Origin of the sequence: Nocardioides flavescens, from assembly GCF_009823805.1 — a bacterium.
GTDB classification, from domain to species: Bacteria; Actinomycetota; Actinomycetes; order Propionibacteriales; family Nocardioidaceae; genus Nocardioides; species Nocardioides flavescens.
In genome coordinates, this window is sequence record NZ_WUEK01000002.1 from 43,000 (window position 1) to 63,591 (window position 20,592).

At 73.8% G+C, this 20,592-nt stretch carries 17 protein-coding genes; 16 read left to right on the forward strand and 1 reads right to left on the reverse strand.

What is annotated here, in order from left to right; all coding sequences use genetic code 11:
* The 9 genes from GRQ65_RS02945 to GRQ65_RS23230 all read left to right on the forward strand — a co-directional run bounded on the left by GRQ65_RS02945 (position 1) and on the right by GRQ65_RS23230 (position 9,169).
* Entirely contained in the window at positions 1 to 378 is a 378-nt protein-coding gene (locus GRQ65_RS02945; protein ID WP_160875049.1) for a hypothetical protein, read from the forward strand.
* Positions 375 to 1,145, forward strand: a complete 771-nt coding sequence (locus GRQ65_RS02950) for a type 1 glutamine amidotransferase (RefSeq protein ID WP_160875051.1) — start codon at positions 375 to 377, stop codon at positions 1,143 to 1,145. Before GRQ65_RS02945 ends, GRQ65_RS02950 begins: the two co-directional genes overlap by 4 nt.
* Positions 1,142 to 4,132 carry a bifunctional [glutamine synthetase] adenylyltransferase/[glutamine synthetase]-adenylyl-L-tyrosine phosphorylase gene (locus GRQ65_RS02955; protein ID WP_160875053.1) on the forward strand — a complete coding sequence of 997 codons (2,991 nt, stop codon included), beginning with the start codon at positions 1,142 to 1,144 and terminating at the stop codon, positions 4,130 to 4,132. Before GRQ65_RS02950 ends, GRQ65_RS02955 begins: the two co-directional genes overlap by 4 nt.
* Positions 4,129 to 6,918 (forward strand): DEAD/DEAH box helicase family protein, encoded by a 2,790-nt coding sequence (locus GRQ65_RS02960; protein WP_337191440.1) that lies wholly within the window; start codon positions 4,129 to 4,131, stop codon positions 6,916 to 6,918. The genes GRQ65_RS02955 and GRQ65_RS02960 overlap by 4 nt, the downstream gene beginning before the upstream one ends.
* A gap of 133 nt (positions 6,919 to 7,051) precedes the next feature.
* Entirely contained in the window at positions 7,052 to 7,432 is a 381-nt protein-coding gene (locus GRQ65_RS02965) for a response regulator (RefSeq protein ID WP_160875055.1), read from the forward strand.
* A gap of 33 nt (positions 7,433 to 7,465) precedes the next feature.
* On the forward strand, positions 7,466 to 7,846 hold the full coding sequence (gene hisI / locus GRQ65_RS02970) for a phosphoribosyl-AMP cyclohydrolase (RefSeq protein ID WP_160875057.1): 381 nt from the start codon (positions 7,466 to 7,468) through the stop codon (positions 7,844 to 7,846).
* Positions 7,839 to 8,444: a Trp biosynthesis-associated membrane protein gene (locus tag GRQ65_RS02975; protein WP_160875059.1), complete on the forward strand. Its 606-nt coding sequence runs from the start codon at positions 7,839 to 7,841 to the stop codon at positions 8,442 to 8,444. Before hisI ends, GRQ65_RS02975 begins: the two co-directional genes overlap by 8 nt.
* A 96-nt stretch (positions 8,445 to 8,540) precedes the next feature.
* A complete protein-coding gene (locus GRQ65_RS02980; protein ID WP_160875061.1) occupies positions 8,541 to 8,738 on the forward strand; it encodes an HGxxPAAW family protein in 198 nt (65 codons plus the stop codon).
* Between the two features lie 101 nt (positions 8,739 to 8,839).
* Positions 8,840 to 9,169: a DUF2752 domain-containing protein gene (locus tag GRQ65_RS23230; RefSeq protein ID WP_272917540.1), complete on the forward strand. Its 330-nt coding sequence runs from the start codon at positions 8,840 to 8,842 to the stop codon at positions 9,167 to 9,169.
* A gap of 118 nt (positions 9,170 to 9,287) precedes the next feature.
* Here the strand turns inward: GRQ65_RS23230 and GRQ65_RS02985 are convergent, their stop codons facing one another.
* The gene (locus GRQ65_RS02985) at positions 9,288 to 9,641 is read right to left on the reverse strand and encodes a DUF4190 domain-containing protein (protein WP_160875063.1); all 354 of its coding nucleotides are present in this window, start codon (positions 9,639 to 9,641) and stop codon (positions 9,288 to 9,290) included.
* Positions 9,642 to 9,820: 179 nt separating this feature from the next.
* On the opposite strand from GRQ65_RS02985, the gene trpC reads away from it, so the two are divergent.
* The 7 genes from trpC to GRQ65_RS03020 all read left to right on the forward strand — a co-directional run bounded on the left by trpC (position 9,821) and on the right by GRQ65_RS03020 (position 20,446).
* Entirely contained in the window at positions 9,821 to 10,627 is an 807-nt protein-coding gene (gene trpC, locus GRQ65_RS02990) for an indole-3-glycerol phosphate synthase TrpC (RefSeq protein WP_160875065.1), read from the forward strand.
* Positions 10,624 to 11,883: a tryptophan synthase subunit beta gene (gene trpB / locus GRQ65_RS02995; RefSeq protein WP_160875067.1), complete on the forward strand. Its 1,260-nt coding sequence runs from the start codon at positions 10,624 to 10,626 to the stop codon at positions 11,881 to 11,883. Before trpC ends, trpB begins: the two co-directional genes overlap by 4 nt.
* A complete protein-coding gene (gene trpA, locus GRQ65_RS03000; RefSeq protein WP_160875069.1) occupies positions 11,880 to 12,677 on the forward strand; it encodes a tryptophan synthase subunit alpha in 798 nt (265 codons plus the stop codon). Before trpB ends, trpA begins: the two co-directional genes overlap by 4 nt.
* Complete coding sequence (locus tag GRQ65_RS03005; protein ID WP_337191441.1) at positions 12,670 to 13,308, forward strand: SCO family protein; 639 nt, start codon at positions 12,670 to 12,672, stop codon at positions 13,306 to 13,308. The genes trpA and GRQ65_RS03005 overlap by 8 nt, the downstream gene beginning before the upstream one ends.
* Before the next feature lie 7 nt (positions 13,309 to 13,315).
* A complete protein-coding gene (lgt, locus tag GRQ65_RS03010) occupies positions 13,316 to 14,296 on the forward strand; it encodes a prolipoprotein diacylglyceryl transferase (protein ID WP_337191442.1) in 981 nt (326 codons plus the stop codon).
* A gap of 131 nt (positions 14,297 to 14,427) precedes the next feature.
* Positions 14,428 to 18,987 (forward strand): glutamate synthase large subunit, encoded by a 4,560-nt coding sequence (gene gltB, locus GRQ65_RS03015; protein ID WP_160875745.1) that lies wholly within the window; start codon positions 14,428 to 14,430, stop codon positions 18,985 to 18,987.
* The gene (locus tag GRQ65_RS03020) at positions 18,980 to 20,446 is read left to right on the forward strand and encodes a glutamate synthase subunit beta (protein ID WP_160875071.1); all 1,467 of its coding nucleotides are present in this window, start codon (positions 18,980 to 18,982) and stop codon (positions 20,444 to 20,446) included. The genes gltB and GRQ65_RS03020 overlap by 8 nt, the downstream gene beginning before the upstream one ends.
* The last annotated feature ends 146 nt before the right edge of the window (positions 20,447 to 20,592 follow it).

The window sequence follows — 20,592 nt, forward strand, 5'->3', positions numbered from 1 at the left end:
GTGCCGGGGTCGGGTACGCCGCCGCGGGTCTTCGGTGAGGACCGCGTCCGCCGGCTGCGCTGGGTCGTCACGGTGGTGCTCGCCGTCGTCGGCCTGCTCGCGCTGCTCTCGGCGCTGGTGCTCGCCCGCGGCGGCGACGGCGCGACGCTCGCCGGGCTGATCGGTCTGGGCTGCGCCCTGGTCGTCGGCGCGGCCGGCGGCACCGCCCTGCGGCTGCTGCCCGAGGCGGGTCGCCCCGCCAAGCGCGCCTGCGTCGCGACGGCCCTGCTGACGATCGTGGCCGGCATCCTGCTGCTCGGGACGTGGCTGGCCTTCGTGCTGCCGCTGACCGGGGTCGGGCTGCTCTTCCTGACCCTCGTCGAGGACCCGGACGCATGACCGGAGACGGCATGACCCTTCCCCCGACGCTGCGCATCCTCGTCGTCCAGCCGGAGCTCGACGACCCGCCGCACCTGTTCGGACGCTGGCTCGAGGAGGCCGGGGCCGAGCTCGAGGTCGTCCACCCCTACGCCGGCGACGCGCTGCCGACGCTCGACGGCCACGCCGGCCTGCTGGTCATGGGGGGCGCCCCGAGCGCCAACGACGACGAGCTGCTCCCGTGGATCGGCGCGGTCAAGGACCTGCTGCGCGACGCGGTCGCCGAGGACGTCCCGACGCTCGGGATCTGCCTGGGCCACCAGCTCCTCGGTGCCGCGCTCGGCGGCCGGGTGGCACCCAACCCGCGCGGCCAGCAGGTGGGCCTGCTCGAGACCGGGTGGACCGACGCCGCAGGCGACGACCCGCTGTTCGCGGGCGTGGCGACCCCGCGCCGCGGCGTCCACTTCAACGACGACCTGGTGCTCGAGCCGCCGCCGGGCGCCGTCGTGCTCGCGCGCACCGCGCAGGGCGAGCTCCAGGTCGTGCGCCACGCCCCGCGGGCCTGGGGCGTCCAGCTGCACCCCGAGGTGGACGCGGCGGTCGTCGCCACCTGGGTCAGCGACACCGAGCGCGCCCGGATGGCCGAGCGCGGCATCGACGCCGACGAGGTGCTCGAGTCCATCGCCGCCGCGCGCGCCGAGCTCGACCACGCCTGGGCACCGCTGGCGGCCGGCTTCGCCGACCTCGCCCTCGGACCGGCCCGGGGCCAGGGCCAGGACGCACCGTGAGCCGGGCGGCGACGACGCAGGGCACGCTCACCCGGCTCGGCTTCCAGGACCCGGAGCAGTCCATCGCCGACCTCGCCCGCCTCGGCGACGCGGCTGAGCCGCTGCTCGCCCTGCTCGCGGGCACCGCCGACCCCGACCTGGCGCTCGCGCAGCTGGTGCGGCTGCGCGAGGCCGCGGAGCAGCGCAACGACGGCGACGGCCACACGCTCCTGCAGGCCGTCGTCGACGACGAGGGCACCGCGATGCGCCTGCTGTCGGTGCTCGGTGCCAGTGAGGCCCTCGGCGACCACCTGTGCCGCCACCCCGAGCACTGGCGCGAGCTGACGGATCCGACCATGGGCTCGACCCGCCCCGCGGCGTACGCCGTGCGCGAGGGGATGCTCGCGGTCGTCGGTGCCGACCCGCACGCCGCCGCACCGGTCGCGACGCTGCCCGACGCCGAGGCCGTCGACGCCCTGCGGGTGGAGTACCGACGCGTCCTGCTGCGCCTGGCCGCCCGCGACCTCGCCCACCACTTGCCGGTCGACGACGCCGCCGCCGAGCTCTCCGACCTCGCCGCCGCCACCCTCGAGGCGGCCCTGGCGGTCGCCCGTCAGCGGGTCGGCGACGACGCCGCCCTGGCCAGGCTCGCGGTCGTCGCGATGGGCAAGTGCGGCGGCCACGAGCTCAACTACGTCTCCGACGTCGACGTCGTCTTCGTGCACGAGCCCGTCGAGGGGGCGAGCCCCGACCGGGCGCTGCGGGCCGCGACCCAGCTGGCCAGCCACCTGATGCGGGTCTGCTCCGACCACACCGGGGAGGGCACGATCTGGCCGGTCGACGCGGCCCTGCGCCCCGAGGGCAAGGCCGGCCCGCTCACCCGCACGCTCGCCAGCCATCAGGGCTACTACGAGCGGTGGGCGCAGACCTGGGAGTTCCAGGCCCTGCTCAAGGCCCGCGCGGTGGCGGGCGACCTCGAGCTCGGCCGGGCCTACGTCGCCATGGTCCAGCCGATGGTGTGGAGCGCGGTCGAGCGCGACGGGTTCGTCGCCGACACCCAGGCGATGCGGCGCCGGGTCATCGCCCACATCCCGGCGCAGGAGGCCGAGCGCCAGCTCAAGCTCGGCTCGGGCGGGCTGCGCGACGTCGAGTTCGCGGTGCAGCTGCTGCAGCTCGTCCACGGCCGCGCCGACGAGAGCATCCGCCCGCCGACCACGCTGAGCGCGCTGGCCCGTCTCACCGAGGGCGGCTACGTCGGTCGCGCGGACGGCGAGGCGCTGCACGAGGCCTACGCGTTCCTGCGCACGCTCGAGCACCGCATCCAGCTCTTCCGGCTGCGCCGCACTCACGTGGTGCCCGACGACGAGCGCTCGCTGCGCCGGCTCGGGCGCAGCATGGGCTTCTCCAAGGATCCGGTCGCCTCCCTCCGCGACGCCTGGCAGCACCACCGCCGCGAGGTGCGGCGCCTGCACGAGAAGCTCTTCTACCGCCCGCTGCTGACCGCGGTGGCGCGTCTCGACAGCGGCGAGGCCAGGCTGACTCCCGAGTCGGCCACCCGGCGCCTGGCCGCGCTCGGCTTCGCGGACCCGCGCGCGGCGCTACGACACCTCGAGTCGCTCACCGCCGGCGTCTCGCGCACCGCCAACATCCACCGACAGCTCCTGCCGGCGATGCTCGACTGGTTCGCCGAGGCGCCCGACCCCGACGCCGGGCTCTTCGGGTTCCGGCGCCTCAGCGAGTCGCTCGGGTCCAGCCCGTGGTTCCTCACCACCCTGCGCGACGAGGGCGAGGTCGCCGAGCGCCTCGCCCGGCTGCTCGCGACCTCGCGCTACGTCACCAACCTCCTCGAGCACGAGCCGGCCGGGGTGCGGATGCTCGGCCAGGACCTCGCGCCCCTGGCCGCCGAGCCGCTCACCGAGGAGATGCTCGCGACCGTGCGCCGCCGTGACGGTGCGGAGGCGGGCGTGCGCGCGGTGCGCGGCGTACGCCGACGCGAGCTGCTGCGCATCGCCGCGGGCGACGTGCTGGGGCTCACCGACGTGGCCGACGTGGGCGCGGCGCTGTCGCGCCTCACCGACGCGACCCTCGAGGCGGCGCTCGCCGCGGTGGTCGAGGGCGTGCGGGTCTCGCGCGACCTCGAGCGGGCGCCGGTGCGGATGGCCGTGGTCGCGATGGGCCGCTACGGCGGCTTCGAGCTGTCCTACGGCAGCGACGCCGACGTGCTCTTCGTCCACGAGGCGGAGGAGGGCGTCGACCAGCACGACGCCACGCGGTTCGCCCGGGCGGTCGCCGACGAGCTGCGCCGGCTGCTCGCCCTGCCCGGCGACGACCCGCCGCTCGTGGTCGACGCCGACCTGCGGCCCGAGGGCCGACAGGGCCCCCTCGTCCGCAGCCTCGACTCCTACGCCGCCTACTACGCCAAGTGGTCGCACGTCTGGGAGGCGCAGGCCCTGCTGCGCGCCGACGCGGTCGTGGGCGATCGGGGAGTGCGCGCGAGCTTCGAGGCGCTGATCGACCCGCTGCGCTACCCGGAGCGCGGGCTGAGCGAGGCGGAGGTCACCGAGGTGCGCCGGATCAAGGCGCGAGTCGACCAGGAGCGGCTCCCGCGCGGCGCCGACCCGCTGAGCCACCTCAAGCTCGGGCGCGGCGGACTGGCCGACATCGAGTGGAGCGTCCAGCTGCTGCAGATGCGGTTCGCGGGGCGGACCCCGGGGCTGCGCACCTCCCGCACCCTCGAGGCGCTCGCCGCGGCCGTCGAGGCCGGGCACCTCGACGCCGAGGACGCCGAGGTGCTGCGGACCGGGTGGCGCTGGGTGAGCCGGGTGCGCAACGCGATCACGCTGGTGCGCGGCAAGGGCGCCGACCTGCTGCCGACCGACATCCGCGAGCGGGCCGCCGTGGCCGCGGTCCTCGGCTACCCCGCGGGCGCCACGGAGGAGATGGTCAACGACCACCTCCGCACGATGCGGCGCTCGCACGCCGTCGTCGACCGGGTCTTCTGGGAGTGAGCGCCCCGCCCCTGCGTCGTCACCAGCGCGAGGCGCTCGACGCCCTGGCGCAGGCGTGGGGGAGCGGACGTCGCCGGGCGTGGGTCGCGCTGCCGCCGGGAGCGGGCAAGACCCGCGTGGGTCTCGAGACCGTCGCCGCCCGTCTGGCCGACGACCCCGCGACCCGGGCCGTCGTGCTCGGTCCCAACACCGCGATCCAGGGCCAGTGGGTTGCCCAGGCCCGCGCGGCCGGCCTCGACGTGGGCACCGACCGCGCACTGGAGCACCCCGTCACCGCGCTCACCTACCAGGCCGTGGCGACCTTCGACCCCGACGTCGAGGGCGACGACGCCGACACCGACGACGGCGGCGGGACCGCGCTCGTGGACCGCCTCCACCCGAACGGTCGCGCCCTCGTCGAGCGGTTGCGCGAGGCGGGCCCGCTGCTGCTCGTGCTCGACGAGTGCCACCACCTGCTCGAGGTGTGGGGGCGGCTGCTGGCCGAGCTGCTGGAGCAGGTCCCCGAGGCCACCGTCCTGGGGCTCACCGCCACGCCGCCCGGGACCCTCACCCGCGACCAGGCCGCCCTCGTCGCCGAGCTGTTCGGCGCCCCGGTCTTCGCCGCCTCCATCCCGGCCGTCGTGCGCGAAGGCGACCTCGCGCCGTACGTCGAGCTGGCCTGGCTCACCAGTCCCACGGCGGCCGAGGAGGAGTGGCTGGGCGCGCAGGCCGAGCGGTTCCAGGAGCTCGTGACCGCGCTGCTCGCGCCCGACTTCGGCTCCGTGCCCCTGCTCGCCTGGCTCGACGCGCGCTTCGTCACCGCCGCGACCCCGTGGCTCAGCCTGCTGCGCGAGGAGCCGCAGCTGTGCCGAGCCGTGCTCCGCCTGCACCACGCCGGGCTGATCGCGCTGCCCCCGGGTGCCCGCCCGGGCGAGGAGCACCGCACGGCCCCGACGGCCGAGGACTGGGTCGCGCTGGTGGACGACTGGCTGACCCGCCGCGTCGCCCGCAGCGACCTGCCCGAGGACGAGCGCGTGCTCGAGGCGGTGCGCCGCGCGCTGCCCTCGGTCGGCTACCGCTGGACGCGGGCCGGAGTGCGCCGCGGGCGCAGCCCCGTCGACAGGGTGCTGGCCCGCAGCGAGTCCAAGACCACCGCGGTCGTCGAGCTCTGCGACCACGAGCACCTCGCCCTCGGTGAGCGGCTGCGGATGCTCGTGCTGTGCGACCACGAGCGTGCCGGCGCCACGCTGCCCGCGGACCTCACCGGTGTCCTCGACCAGCAGGCGGGCTCCGCGGTGGCGGTGCTCGCGGCCCTCGTCGCCTCGCCCGACACCGCCAGGCTAGGCCCCCTGCTGGTCACCGGCAGCACGGTGGCGGGCTCGTCCGAGACCGTGGCGGCGCTGCGCGACTGGCTGCCCGACCGCGACCTGGCGGCCGCGCTCGTGCTCGAGCCGCTCGAGGGGGCGACCGGCCTCGTCCGCCTCGCCGGCCCGTGGTCCTCGCGCCGCTGGGTGGCCCTCGTGACGGGCTTCTTCTCCGAGGGCCGCTGCCGGGTGCTCGTCGGCACCCGGGCGCTGCTGGGGGAGGGCTGGGACGCACCCCGGGTCACCGGCGTGGTCGACGCGACGACGGCCACCACCAGCACGGCCGTCGTGCAGACCCGCGGCCGCGCGCTGCGCCTCGACCCCGCGTGGCCCGACAAGGTCGCCGTGAACTTCTCTCTCGTCTGCGTCAGCGACCGCCACCCCGCCGGCGGGCAGGACTGGGAGCGTCTCGTCCGCAAGCACGCCGGCTTCCTCGGCCTCGACCTCGACGGCCAGGTGGTCGACGGCGTGGCCCACCTCGACCCGGCCTTCTCGCCGTTCGCCCCGCCACCGGTCGCCGAGCTCGGCGCCGCCAACGCCCGCGCGGTCGTGCGCTCCCAGCAGCGTGACGAGATCCGCGAGCAGTGGCGCATCGGATCGGCGTACGACGACACGACGCTCACCGCGCTGCGCATCCGCCCCCGCGCGACCGGGCGCCTCGGGTCGGGCGCCGGCCCGGCGCCGGTCGTGCTGCGCCCGACGCTCACCGAGGTGCGCGGCATCGAGCGCGACACCCGGCTCGCGGCGCGGGCGGGCGTGGCCCGGGTCGTCGCCCCGCTGGTCGGGGTCGCGGCGGGCCTCGCCCTCGCCGGTGCGGGCGGGGCGCTGCTCCTGCTCGGCGCGGTCGTCGCGCTGCTCGGGGTGCTGCTCGGGGTGGGCGCCGCGCGGTCCCGCACGCGCGCCCGCACGGCGTACGGCACCGAGGTGCTGCGCGCCGCCGCCGAGCCGCCGTCGGTGCACCGGATCGCCGCCGCCGTGGCCGATGCGCTGCGGGCGAGCGGCCTGACCGCCGTCGGCGCCGAGGCCGTCGAGGTCGTCCTGGACCACGAGGGGGAGTACCGCTGCGTCCTGCGCGGCACCGACGCGGAGGCGGCGACCTTCGCGACCGCCCTCGACGAGGCGGTCGGGCCGATCGGGCTGCCGCGCTACGTCCTGCCCCGTCACGTGGTCCTGCCCGCCACCGCCGCGGCCCTCGACCCCGGCGTGGTGCGCAGCGCCGCCGAGGGGCGGCTCGCGCCGGACGGCGTCGTGTGGCACGCCGTGCCGTCCGTGCTCGGCACCCGGGCGGAGCGGGCGCGGGCCTACGCCGCGGCCTGGGACCACTGGGTCGGCGGTGGAGCACCGGTCTTCACCGGCTCCCCGGAGGGCACGGGGGTCCTGGCCGCCCAGCAGGGCAGCGACCCGTTCGCGGCCTCGACCGTCATGCGCCGGCAGTGGACCTGAGCTGAACCGACCCGGCCGGACCTGGGCCGATCTGGTCGTGGGGATCTCCACGCGGCGGGCACAGTTCGGCACACCACGTCACCAACGTCGCCAGGGCCGTCTGCGACCCCTGCCCGCTGCCTACCGTGGGGTCATGGACCCCCAGCCCCGACCGGTGCGCGCGGTGGTCATCGACGACACCACCGACATCCGCGACCTGCTGCGCATCGTGCTCTCGCGCCGCGGGATGGACGTCGTGGGCGAGGCCGGTGACGGCCGGGCCGGACTCGAGGTCGTGGCCGAGCACCGACCCGACGTCGTGCTCCTCGACCTGAGCATGCCGGAGATGGACGGGATGGAGGCGCTCCCGCAGCTGCGCGAACTCGTCCCCGACGCGCAGATCATCGTGTTCTCGGCCTTCGCGAGCGCGCTGGGTCAGCAGGTCATCGACCGCGGCGCCGACGGCTTCCTCGTCAAGGGCACGCCGCTGCGGCAGGTCGCGGAGTACGTCGAGGAGCGGGTCCGCGCCGCTTAGCCTGCGCGCAGCCGCACCCGGCAGACTGGGCGGGTGAGCGACGCAGCGGTGACCCTCGACCCGGCCGTGGCCGCACGGCTCAAGCGGACCGACGACGGGCTCGTGCCCGCGGTCGTGCAGCAGCACGACACCGGCGAGGTCCTCATGCTCGGCTGGATGGACGACGAGGCGCTCGCCCGCACGCTCACGACCGGCCGCGCGACGTACTGGAGCCGCTCGCGGCAGGAGTACTGGGTCAAGGGCGAGACCTCGGGCCATCGCCAGTGGGTGCACGAGGTGCGCCTCGACTGCGACGGCGACACCCTGCTCGTCAAGGTCGAGCAGGAGGGCGCGGCCTGCCACACCGGCGACCGGACCTGCTTCGACGCCGACCTGCTCCCGATGGCGGCCCTCGCGGAGCGCACCGGTGGCTGAGTCCACGGCCGCACCCGACCGCCGCCGGCGCACCTTCGGCCCGGTCGTGCTCGCCGGACTCGGGACCGCCGGGCTGTCGGCGTTCGCCGGACACCAACCGTGGGCACGCGGTGAGGGCGCCGGCGGGCTCGGGGAGCTCACGGCGACCGTCGAGGCCGGCCGGGTGCCCGCGGCCAACGCCCTCGCGCTCGTCGTGCTGGCGTGCTGGGGCGTCCTGCTCGTCACCCGGGGCCGGGTGCGCCGCGCGTGCGCAGCGCTCGCCGTCCTCGCCGCCGCGGGCGTCGTCGCCTCGGTGGTCGTCGGCTGGACGAGCGCTCCCGACGGGGTGCGCCGGGCCTACCAGGACCTGGGCGTCCTCGACCCCGACGTCTCGCGCACGGGGTGGTACGCCGCTGCGGCGGGGCTGTCCCTCGCCTCGCTCGCGACCGCCGTGCTCGCCCTGGGGCTGGTGCGGTCGTGGCCCGAGATGGGCCGCCGCTACGACGCACCCGCCGACGGCGCGGCCCGGCCGGCGGCCGAGCGCCCTTCCGAGCCGGAGGAGCGCGAGAGCCTCGAGCTGTGGAAGTCCATCGACGAGGGACGCGACCCGACCACCTGACCCACCGCCTGACCCACCACCTGAGCAGCTGGCGTCGACCGCCCCTCTAGACTTCGTCGCGCACGGACCGTTCAGCCCTCGCAGTCAAGGAGTCCCATGTCCTCTCACCACGGCAACACCCCGGCTGCGTGGACGGCCGTCGTCGTGGGGCTGCTCGGCTTCACCGTCGGTGGGGTCGGGCTGATGTTCGACCCGGCCAAGATGATGATCTTCTGGGTCGGCGTGGTCATCGTGGTCGTCGCCGGTGTGCTCTTCCTGGTGATGGACCGCCTCGGCATGGGCACGGAGCGCTGACCCTCCTCCTCGACGCACCGCCGTCCCGGACCCGCGGACGGCGCGTCCTCGCGCCCACGCTCACCATCGCGGGCCTGGGGCTCGCGACCCTCGCGCTGCACCTGCGCGACCCCCACCAGGCCGGCAGCTGGGGCTTCTGCCCCAGTGCGGCCCTGGGCTTCTGGTGCCCCGGCTGTGGCGGCCTGCGGGCGGTCAACGACCTCACCAACGGCCAGGTCGGCGCCGCGCTGTCGAGCAACCTGCTCGTGACGCTGCTGATCCCGTTCGCGGTCGCCGGGCTCGCCTTCTGGTGGACCAACGCCTGGCGCGGCCGGGTCCTGAACATGGCGAACGCCAGGGCGATCACGCTCGGCACGGTGGCCTTCTGCGCGGTCGCCCTGGCGTTCGCGGTGCTCCGCAACCTCGCCGTCGGCGCCTGGCTCGCCCCGTAGGCACGAGAAGGCGCTCGGTCCGCTGGTCGAGGAGGCCCGTGAGGGCCGTCTCGAGACCACGACGGCGGGGGTGGTTCCGAGACGGTCGCCAGCGCGACCTCCTCGACCATCGGTGAGGTCAGCTGGTGGTGGTCTCGAAGTCGAAGTTGGTGTCGATGACGCCGGTGGCGACGAGCACGATCGAGACGACCACGAGGACGACGCCGATCACGCCGGTGATGATGCCGGTCAGGGCGAAGCCGTCGCCCTTCAGCCGGCCGCCGCTGGCGGCGATCTCGCGGCGGCCCATCACGCCCAGCACGATGGCGGCGATGCTCGAGACGACGAAGAAGCCGCAGCAGATGGTCAGCAGGCCGACGAGCCCGGTGACCAGCGCGGCGACGGCCTTGCCGGAGTTCTTCTGCTCGCCGGGCATCCCGGGACCGGGCGCGCCGTACTGCGGCGGAGGCGGGGGCGGGGTTCCGTAGGACACGTTGGGTGACTCCTCGTGGGGGTGCGACGGGTGGTGCGACAGGTGGTGCGTGCGCGGCAGGGTCCGTCCGGCCGGTGGTCGGACCCTACCGCCCGGGTGCGGGCTGGAAACGGGATGAGAGAATCGTGTGTCGGGCCGTTCCTCGGCCCGCACCGACCACCACCAGGGGAGCGCTCCGCATGTCCGTGCTCGACGACATCGTCGCGGGCGTGCGCGACGACCTGGCCCGCAGGCAGGAGGAGGTGTCCGAGGCCGACCTGCGCGCCGCACTCGCCGACGTCGACCCGCCGCGCGACCCGATGCCGGCGCTGCGCGGGGCCGGCTCGAGCGTGATCGCCGAGGTCAAGCGCCGCAGCCCCAGCAAGGGCGCCCTCGCCGACATCCCGGACCCGGCCTCGCTCGCGGCTCGCTACGCCGCCGGCGGTGCCGCCGCGATCAGCGTGCTCACCGAGGAGCGTCGCTTCGGCGGCAGCCTGGCCGACCTGCGAGCCGTGCGCGCTGCGGTCGACACCCCGCTGCTGCGCAAGGACTTCACGGTCGAGCCCTACCAGGTGCTCGAGGCCCGCGCGCACGGCGCCGACCTGGTGCTGCTGATCGTCGCGGCCCTCGACGACGACACGCTGCGCCGTCTGCACGACCTGGCCGGTGAGCTCGGCCTCGCCGCCCTCGTGGAGGTCCACGACGAGGCCGAGACCGGGCGGGCAGTGGCCCTGGGCGCCGAGCTCGTCGGGGTCAACGCCCGCAACCTCAAGACCCTCGAGATCGACCCTGACGCCTTCGGCCGTCTCGCTCCGCTCGTCCCGGACGACCGCGTCAAGGTGGCGGAGTCCGGCATCTTCGCCCCCGCCGACGTCGAGCGCTACGTCGGCGAGGGCGCCCGCGCCGTGCTCGTCGGCGAGGCGCTGGTCAAGGACGGCGACCCCGAGGCGGCCGTCCGCGCCATGACAGGGATTCGCACCCGGACAGAGATGGGGACACCCCGATGACCGATCTGACCACCGCACCCGCGAGCGCGCTGACGGGCGCTCCCACGAGCTACGACGCCGACGAGCAGGGCTGGTTCGGCGACTTCGGCGGCCGCTTCATGCCCGAGGCGCTCGTCGCGGCCCTCGACGAGCTGACCGTCGCCTGGCGTGAGGCGGTCGCCGACCCGGCGTTCATGGCCGAGTTCGACGCCATCCAGCGCGACTACGCCGGCACCCCGAGCCGGCTCTACGACGCCGAGCGGCTCACCAGGCGCATCGGCGGCGCCCGCATCCTGCTCAAGCGCGAGGACCTCAACCACACCGGCGCCCACAAGATCCGCAACGTCCTCGGCCAGGCGCTGCTGACCAAGCGGATGGGCAAGAGCCGGGTCATCGCCGAGACCGGCGCGGGTCAGCACGGCGTCGCCAGCGCCACGGCCGCGGCGTACTTCGAGCTCGACTGCACCGTCTACATGGGCGCGGTCGACACCCGCCGCCAGGCGCTGAACGTCGCGCGGATGGAGCTGCTCGGCGCCAAGGTCGTGCCGGTCGAGTCCGGGAGCGCGACGCTGAAGGACGCCATCAACGAGGCGATGCGCGACTGGGTCGCCAGCGTCGACCACACCGCCTACCTCTTCGGCACCGCCGCGGGCCCGCACCCGTTCCCGAGCATGGTCCGCGACTTCACCCGCGGCATCGGCGACGAGGCCCGTGAACAGTGCCTCGAGCTGACCGGGCGGCTGCCCGACGCGGTCGCCGCGTGCGTGGGCGGCGGCTCCAACGCGATCGGTCTGTTCACGGCGTTCCTCGACGACCCCGAGGTGCGCATCTACGGCTTCGAGCCCGGCGGCGACGGCGTCGAGACCGGTCGCCACGCCGCCACCATCCACGCCGGTGACTCCGGCGTGCTCCACGGCGCCCGCACCTTCGTGCTGCAGGACGAGGACGGCCAGACCGTCGAGTCGCACTCGATCTCGGCGGGTCTCGACTACCCAGGCGTCGGCCCCCAGCACGCCCACCTGGCCAAGACCGGACGCGCGGAGTACCGCCCCGTCACCGACGCCCAGTCGATGGACGCGCTGGCGCTGCTGGCGCGCACGGAGGGGATCATCCCGGCGATCGAGTCCGCGCACGCCCTGGCCGGCGCCTTCGACGTCGCCCGCGAGCTCGGCCCCGACGCCACGGTCCTCATCAACCTGTCGGGCCGCGGCGACAAGGACATGGAGACGGCCCGCGAGTGGTTCGCGCTCGGCGAGAAGACCCAGGAGCAGGTGTGAGCACGTCCGTCGCGTTCGAGAAGGCGCGGTCCGACGATCGCGCCGCGCTCGTGGGCTACCTCCCGGCCGGCTTCCCCGACGTCGACGGGTCGATCGCCGCGCTCGAGGCGATGGTCGCCGCGGGGTGCGACGTCATCGAGGTCGGCCTGCCCTACAGCGACCCGGTGATGGACGGGCCCACCATCCAGGCCGCGGCCCAGCAGGCGCTCGAGGGCGGCTTCCGGGTGCGCGACGTGTTCCGCACGGTCGAGGCCGTCGCGGCCACCGGCACCCCGGCCGTCGTCATGACCTACTGGAACCCCGTCGAGCGCTACGGCGTCGAGCGGTTCGCCCGTGACCTCGCCGGGGCCGGGGGAGCGGGGCTGATCACCCCCGACCTCACCCCCGACAGCGACCCGCACTGGCCGAGCGCGGCCGACGCCCACGACCTCGACAAGGTCTACCTCGTCGCCCCGTCCTCGACCGACGAGCGGATCGCGATGACGGTCGCGGCCTGCCGCGGCTTCGTCTACGCCACTGCCGTCATGGGCGTCACCGGGGCCCGCACCACGACCTCTGAGCTCGCCGAGCCCCTGGTCGCCCGCACCAAGGCCGCCACCGGTCTGCCGGTCGGGGTCGGTCTCGGCGTGAGCACCGGCGACCAGGCCGCCGAGATCGCGGCGTACGCCGACGCGGTCATCGTCGGGAGCGCGTTCGTCCGCACGCTGCTCGACCACGGCGACGACCGAGCCGGCGGTCTGCGCGCGCTCACCGTGCTCACCGAGGACCTCGCGGACGGCGTGCGCCGTGGCTGATCCCCGACGGACCCGCCTGCCCCGCCTGCGTCGCGCCGCAGTGGCCGCGGTGGTGCTCGCCGCCCTGGCCGGCGGGCTCAGCGCCTGCAGCAGCGACGACGTCCAGGCCTCCGACTTCCACGGCAACGTCGTGCCCCCGCCGCCGTTCAAGGTCGACGGCACGATGCTCGAGGACACCGACGGCACGCCGTTCTCGCTCACGGGCAGCACGGACAAGCGCCTCACCCTGGTCTTCTTCGGCTACACCAACTGCCCCGACATCTGCCCGGCGGTGATGGCCAACCTCGCCTCGGCGATGACCCGCCTCGACGAGGCCGACCGCGACCAGGTGGAGGTCGTCTTCGTGACGACCGACCCCGAGCGCGACACCCCGGAGGTCCTGCGCTCCTACCTCGACCGCTACGACAAGAGCTTCGTCGGCGTCACCGGCTCGCTGCCCGACATCGCGAAGGTCGGGTTGTCCATCGGCGTCGGGCTCGGCACCAAGCTGCCGAGCGGCGGCTACGAGGTCGACGCCCACACGACGCAGACCACCGCGATCGACGCCGACGACGAGGCCCCGATGTTCTGGGGCCAGCAGACGTCGTCGGCCGACTTCGCCTCCGACATCCACCTCCTGCTGAACGGCTGACGCGGTCGTGAGTCTGCACGTGAGCCCGGCGCTGTTCATCCCCAGTCCGTCCAACGGCGTCTGGCACCTCGGACCGCTGCCGATCCGCGGCTACGCGCTGGCGATCATCCTCGGCATCGTCGCCGCGATCTGGATCGGCGAGCGCCGCTGGCAGGCGCGCGGCGGCGAGGCCGGCCAGGTGCAGGACTTCGCGATCTGGGCCGTCCCGTTCGGCCTGGTCGGGGGGCGGCTCTACCACGTCGCCACCGACCACGAGCTCTACTTCGGTCCCGACGGCAACCCGTGGGCGGTGTTCTTCGTCTGGCGCGGCGGACTCGGGGTCTGGGGCTCCATCGCGCTCGGCGCGGTCGGTGTGCTCATCGCGGCCCGGCTCAAGGGCTTCCGGCTCTGGCCCGTGCTCGACGCCCTCGCACCCGGGGTGCTGGTCGCCCAGGCACTCGGACGCTGGGGCAACTGGTTCAACCAGGAGCTGTTCGGCAAGCCGACCGACCTGCCGTGGGCGCTCGAGATCGACGCGGCCCACCGCCCGCCCGGCTACGAGCAGTTCGCGACCTTCCATCCGACGTTCCTCTACGAGTTCGTCTGGAACCTCCTCGTGTTCGCCGTCCTGCTGCGCCTCGACAAGCGCTTCCGGTTCGGCCACGGCCAGATGCTGGCGCTCTACGTCATGGGCTACACCCTGGGCCGCGGCTGGATCGAGATGTTGCGCATCGACACCGTCGAGCTGAACGACGTGGGCGGGCTCCGGTTCAACGTCTGGACCTCGCTCGTGCTGTTCCTCGTGGGCCTCGCGTGGTTCCTGTACAGCCGGCGCCGCTGGCCCGAGCAGGAGCCCTCCATCTACCGTCCCGGGCGCGGCCCCGCGGCACGCAGTGGGGAGGGCAGTGGGGAGGCCCACGGCGAGGAAGAGGCGGTCGGCGGCAGCGCGACTACGCTGGATCACGAGCCGGGGGAGCGGCCTGACCACGGATCGGATGCTCGTTCCTAGGAATGTGACGAACCTGTTAACGTTCCTCTCCGCGAGGGCCAACGTCGTCCCCTGCTCGCACTGACACAGCGCACGGTTCGCCCGATCGAGGGTGAGCGGCGCAGCAGCACATGACGACGGGAGCAACGACCATGGCGTACCCGCACGCCTTCCCGGCGCCTCAGGGCCTCTACGACCCGCGCCACGAGCACGACGCCTGTGGCGTGGCCTTCGTCGCGACCCTGACGGGCGAGCCGAGCCACGACATCGTGCGCAAGGGCGTCACCGCCCTGCTCAACCTCGACCACCGGGGAGCGGCCGGCGCCGAGGTCAACTCCGGCGACGGCGCCGGCATCCTGATCCAGGTCCCCGACGCGTTCCTGCGGGAGGAGACCGCGGCCGCCGGCTTCGACCTGCCCCCGGCCCACGCCTACGCCGTCGGCACGGCGTTCCTGCCCGGCGAGGCCGAGCACGTCGCACAGACCCGCGCCACGATCGAGCAGATCGCCGCCGAGGAGGGTCTCGACGTCCTCGGCTGGCGCGAGGTCCCCGTCGACCCGAGCTCGCTCGGCAAGACCGCGCTCGCGGTGATGCCGACGTTCGCCCAGCTGTTCGTCGCCGCCTCCGGCCAGCGCCTGACCGGCATGGCCCTGGAGCGCCTCGCCTACTGCCTGCGCCGGCGCACCGAGCACGAGACCGACGCCTATTTCCCGTCGCTGTCGAGCCGCACCCTGGTCTACAAGGGCATGCTCACCCCCGGTCAGCTCGACGAGGTCTTCCCCGACCTGCGCGACGAGCGGGTCGCCTCGGCGATGGCCGTCGTGCACTCGCGCTTCTCGACCAACACGTTCCCGAGCTGGCCGCTGTCGCACCCGTTCCGCTACATCGCGCACAACGGCGAGATCAACACCGTCATGGGCAACCGCAACACCATGCGGGCCCGCGAGGCGCTGCTCGCCTCCGACGTGATCCCCGGCGACCTCGAGCGGCTCTTCCCGATCTGCACCCCCGGCGGCTCGGACTCTGCGTCGTTCGACGAGGTCCTCGAGCTGCTGCACATGGGCGGGCGCTCCCTGCCGCACGCGGTGCTCATGATGATCCCGGAGGCGTGGGAGAACCACACCGAGATGGACGAGGCCCGCAAGGCCTTCTACCGCTTCCACTCCGCGCTCATGGAGCCGTGGGACGGGCCGGCGTGCGTGGTCTTCACCGACGGTGACCAGATCGGCGCCGTCCTCGACCGCAACGGCCTGCGCCCCTCGCGCTTCTGGGTCACCGACGACGGCCTGGTCGTCCTCGCCTCCGAGGTCGGGGTGCTCGACATCGACCCCGCCACCGTCGTGCGCAAGGGCCGCCTGCAGCCCGGCAAGATGTTCCTCGTCGACACCGGTGAGCACCGCATCATCGAGGACGAGGAGATCAAGGCCGAGCTCGCCGCCGAGCACCCCTACGCCGAGTGGCTCCACGCCGGCCTCGTGCACCTCGACGACGTCCCCGACCGCGAGCACGTCGTGCACACCCACGCCTCGGTGACGCGGCGCCAGCAGATCTTCGGCTACACCGAGGAGGAGCTGCGCGTCCTGCTCACGCCGATGGCCAACGCCGGCGCCGAGCCGATCGGCTCGATGGGCACCGACACGCCGATCGCGGCGCTGTCGAGCAAGCCCCGGCTGCTGTTCGACTACTTCGTCCAGCTGTTCGCCCAGGTGACCAACCCGCCGCTCGACGCGATCCGCGAGGAGCTCGTCACCTCCCTCAACGGCTCGATCGGCCCCGAGGCCAACCTGCTCGAGCCGCAGCCCGCGTCGTGCCGCCAGATCGTGCTGCCGTTCCCGGTCTTCTCCAACGACGACCTGGCCAAGATCCGCCACATCAACCGCGACGGCGACATGCCGGGCTTCCAGACCCACGTCGCCCGCGGCCTCTACGAAGTCGAGGGCGGCGGCGAGGCGATGGCCCGCCGGCTCGACGAGATCTGCGCCGAGGTCAGCCAGGCGATCGCCGACGGCGCGCGCATCATCGTGCTGTCCGACCGCCACGCCACCCAGGAGCTCGCGCCGATCCCGTCGCTGCTGCTGACCGGCGCGATCCACCACCACCTGGTCCGCGAGAAGACCCGCACCCAGGTCGGTCTGCTGGTCGAGGCCGGCGACGTGCGCGAGGTCCACCACGTCGCGCTGCTGATCGGCTACGGCGCGGCGGCGGTCAACCCCTACCTCGCGATGGAGTCCGTCGAGGACCTCGCCCGCGAGGGGCACTTCGTCACCACCGAGCCCGAGGTCGCGGTCAAGAACCTCATCAAGGCGCTCGGCAAGGGCGTGCTCAAGGTGATGTCGAAGATGGGCGTCTCCACGGTCGCCTCCTACACCGGTGCGCAGATCTTCGAGTGCGTCGGTCTCTCGCAGTCCGTCGTCGACCGCTACTTCACCGGCACGACCTCCAAGCTCGGCGGCATCGAGCTCGACGTGATCGCCGAGGAGGTCGCGCGGCGCCACGCCACGGCGTACCCCCGCGGCGGGATCTCGCCGGCCCACCGCGAGCTGACCGTGGGCGGGGAGTACCAGTGGCGCCGCGAGGGCGAGCCGCACCTGTTCGACCCCGAGACCGTCTTCCGCCTCCAGCACGCGACCCGCAGCGGGCGCTACGACGTCTTCAAGCAGTACACCTCCCGCGTCGACGAGCAGTCCGAGCGGCTGATGACGCTGCGCGGGCTGTTCCGCCTCAAGGACGCCGAGGCGACCGGCCGCACGCCGGTGCCGATCGAGGAGGTCGAGCCGGTCTCCTCGATCGTCAAGCGCTTCTCCACCGGCGCGATGTCGTACGGCTCGATCAGCCAGGAGGCGCACGAGACCCTCGCGATCGCCATGAACCGGCTGGGCGCCAAGTCCAACACCGGTGAGGGCGGCGAGGACCCCGAGCGCCTCTACGACCCCGAGCGTCGCAGCTCGATCAAGCAGGTCGCCTCGGGCCGCTTCGGCGTCACCTCGGAGTACCTCACCCACGCCGACGACATCCAGATCAAGATGGCGCAGGGCGCCAAGCCCGGCGAGGGCGGTCAGCTGCCCGGCCACAAGGTCTACCCGTGGGTGGCCAAGACCCGGCACTCCACGCCGGGCGTGGGCCTCATCAGCCCCCCGCCGCACCACGACATCTACTCCATCGAGGACCTCGCCCAGCTCATCCACGACCTCAAGAACGCCAACCCGCAGGCGCGGGTGCACGTCAAGCTGGTCGCGGAGGTCGGCGTCGGCACGGTGGCGACGGGCGTCTCCAAGGCGCACGCCGACGTGGTGCTCATCTCCGGCCACGACGGCGGCACCGGTGCCTCGCCGCTCACCTCGCTCAAGCACGCGGGGGGGCCCTGGGAGCTCGGCCTGGCCGAGACCCAGCAGACGCTGCTGCTCAACGGGCTGCGCGACCGCATCGTCGTGCAGGCCGACGGCCAGCTGAAGACCGGCCGCGACGTCGTCGTCGCCGCGCTGCTGGGGGCCGAGGAGTTCGGCTTCGCGACCGCTCCGCTCGTCGTCTCGGGCTGCATCATGATGCGCGTCTGCCACCTCGACACCTGTCCGGTCGGCGTCGCCACGCAGAACCCCGTCCTGCGCAGCCGCTTCGCCGGCAAGGCCGAGCACGTCGTGAACTTCTTCGAGTTCATCGCCGAGGAGGTCCGCGAGCTGCTGGCCGAGCTCGGCTTCCGCACGCTCGACGAGGCGGTCGGCCAGGTCGGCTCGCTCGACGTCGTCCAGGCCGTCGACCACTGGAAGGCCTCGGGTCTCGACCTGACGCCGATCCTGCACGCGCCCGACCTCGCGGCGTTCCCCGACCAGGACCTGCGCTGCACCAAGGCCCAGGACCACGGCCTGCAGAAGTCCCTCGACCTGACCGAGCTGGTGCCGCTCGCCCAGCCCGCGCTCGAGAACGGCGAACCCGTCCGGGCCCAGGTCGAGGTGCGCAACGTCCACCGCACGGTCGGCACGATCCTCGGCCACGAGGTCACCAAGCGCCACGGCGGCGCGGGCCTGCCCGACGGCACGATCGACATCACGCTCGTGGGCTCGGCCGGGCAGTCGTTCGGCGCGTTCGTCCCGAAGGGCGTGACCCTGCGCCTGGAGGGCGACGCCAACGACTACGTCGGCAAGGGCCTCTCGGGCGGGCGCATCGTCGTGCGGCCCGACCGCGCGGCGCCGTTCCGCGCCGACGAGCAGATCATCGCCGGCAACGTCATCGGCTACGGCGCGACCTCGGGTCGCATCCACATCCGTGGCGGCGTCGGCGAGCGGTTCTGCGTGCGCAACTCCGGTGCCTGGGCCGTCACCGAGGGCGTGGGCGACCACGCCTGCGAGTACATGACCGGCGGACGCGTCGTCGTCCTCGGCAAGACCGGCCGCAACTTCGGGGCGGGCATGTCGGGCGGCGTCGCCTGGGTGCTCGACCTCAAGGCGCACCGCGTCAACACCGAGCTCGTCGAGCTCGGCCCGGTCGAGGGCGAGGCCGCCGCGGAGCTCGAGCAGCTCGTGCGCGACCACGTCGAGGAGACCGGCTCGGAGATCGCCGCCGAGCTGCTGGCCGACTGGCCCGCCGCCCTGGCCCGCTTCACCGAGATCATGCCCACCGACTACCGCGTCGTCCTCGAGGCCAAGGCCAAGGCCGAGGCCGAGGGCCTCGACGACAACGCGATCGCCAACGCGATGATGGGAGCCCTCCATGGCTGACCCCAAGGGATTCTTGAAGCACACCCGCGAGGTCGCCCCCCGGCGACCGGTCGAGGAGCGCGTCAAGGACTGGAACGAGGTCTACCCCGACGGGATCGGGCGCGCCCTGCTGCCGATCATCACGCCCCAGGCCGGACGTTGCATGGACTGCGGCATCCCCTTCTGCCACCAGGGCTGCCCGCTGGGCAACATCATCCCGGAGTGGAACGACCTGGTCTGGCGCGACGACTGGGAGGGTGCGATCGAGCGCCTGCACGCGACCAACAACTTCCCTGAGTTCACCGGTCGCCTCTGCCCCGCGCCCTGCGAGACGGCCTGCGTGCTGGGCATCAACCAGGACCCGGTGACGATCAAGAACGTCGAGGTCTCGATCATCGACCGTGCCTGGGAGAGCGGCTTCGTGCGCCCCCAGCCCCCGGAGTGGCTCTCGGGTCGCACCGTGGCGGTCGTCGGCTCCGGCCCTGCCGGTCTCGCGGCCGCCCAGCAGCTGACCCGGGCCGGGCACACCGTCGCGGTCTACGAGCGGGCCGACCGCATCGGCGGGCTGCTGCGCTACGGCATCCCCGAGTTCAAGATGGAGAAGAAGCACCTCGACCGGCGCCTCGACCAGATGCGTCGCGAGGGCACCGTCTTCCGCACCGGCGTCTCGGTGGGCGAGGACCTCACCGCCGACTCTCTGCGCGACCGCTACGACGCGGTCGTGCTCGCGGTCGGCGCGACCGAGCCCCGTGACCTCGGTGCCACCGGGCGCGAGCTCGACGGCATCCACCAGGCGATGGAGTACCTCCCGCAGGGCAACCGCGTCGCCGTCGGCGAGGAGGTCGAGGACCAGATCCTCGCCACCGGCAAGGACGTCGTCATCATCGGCGGCGGTGACACCGGCGCCGACTGCCTCGGCACCGCCACCCGCCAGGGCGCCCGGTCCGTCACGCAGCTCGAGATCATGCCCGAGCCCTCGGAGTCCCGCCCGGCGGGCCAGCCGTGGCCGACGTACCCGATGACGTTCAAGATCTCCTCGGCCCACGAGGAGAACGGCGAGCGCGTCTACTCCGTCTCGACCAAGCAGTTCCTCGGCGACGACGAGGGCCGCGTGCGCGCCCTGCAGGTCGTCGAGGTGCGCTTCGTCGACGGCCGGTTCGAGGAGGTCGAGGGCACCGAGCGCGAGCTCCCCGCCCAGCTCGTCCTCTTCGCGATGGGCTTCACCGGCCCGGAGAGGCCGGGGCTGCTCGAGCAGCTCGGCGTCGAGCTCGACGCGCGCGGCAACGTCGTGCGCGACAAGGCCTACGCCACGTCCGCGCCCGGCGTCTTCGTCGCCGGTGACGCCGGTCGCGGCCAGTCGCTCATCGTCTGGGCCATCGCCGAGGGTCGCGCCGCCGCCTCCGCGGTCGACGAGTTCCTCACCGGCTCGACGACCCTGCCCTACCCGATCGCCCCGACCGAGCGTCCGCTCGTCGTCTGAGCAGCGACCCGACTCCTCGACAGTCGAACATCCGTGCCGCCCGGAGTGGTCCGGATGTTCGACTGTCGATCGGGCGGTGCTCGTCGAACGTCGTGTCGGCGGCCCGGGCTCCTGTTGGAACGTTCCAAGGGTGAGTAGGGTTCGGG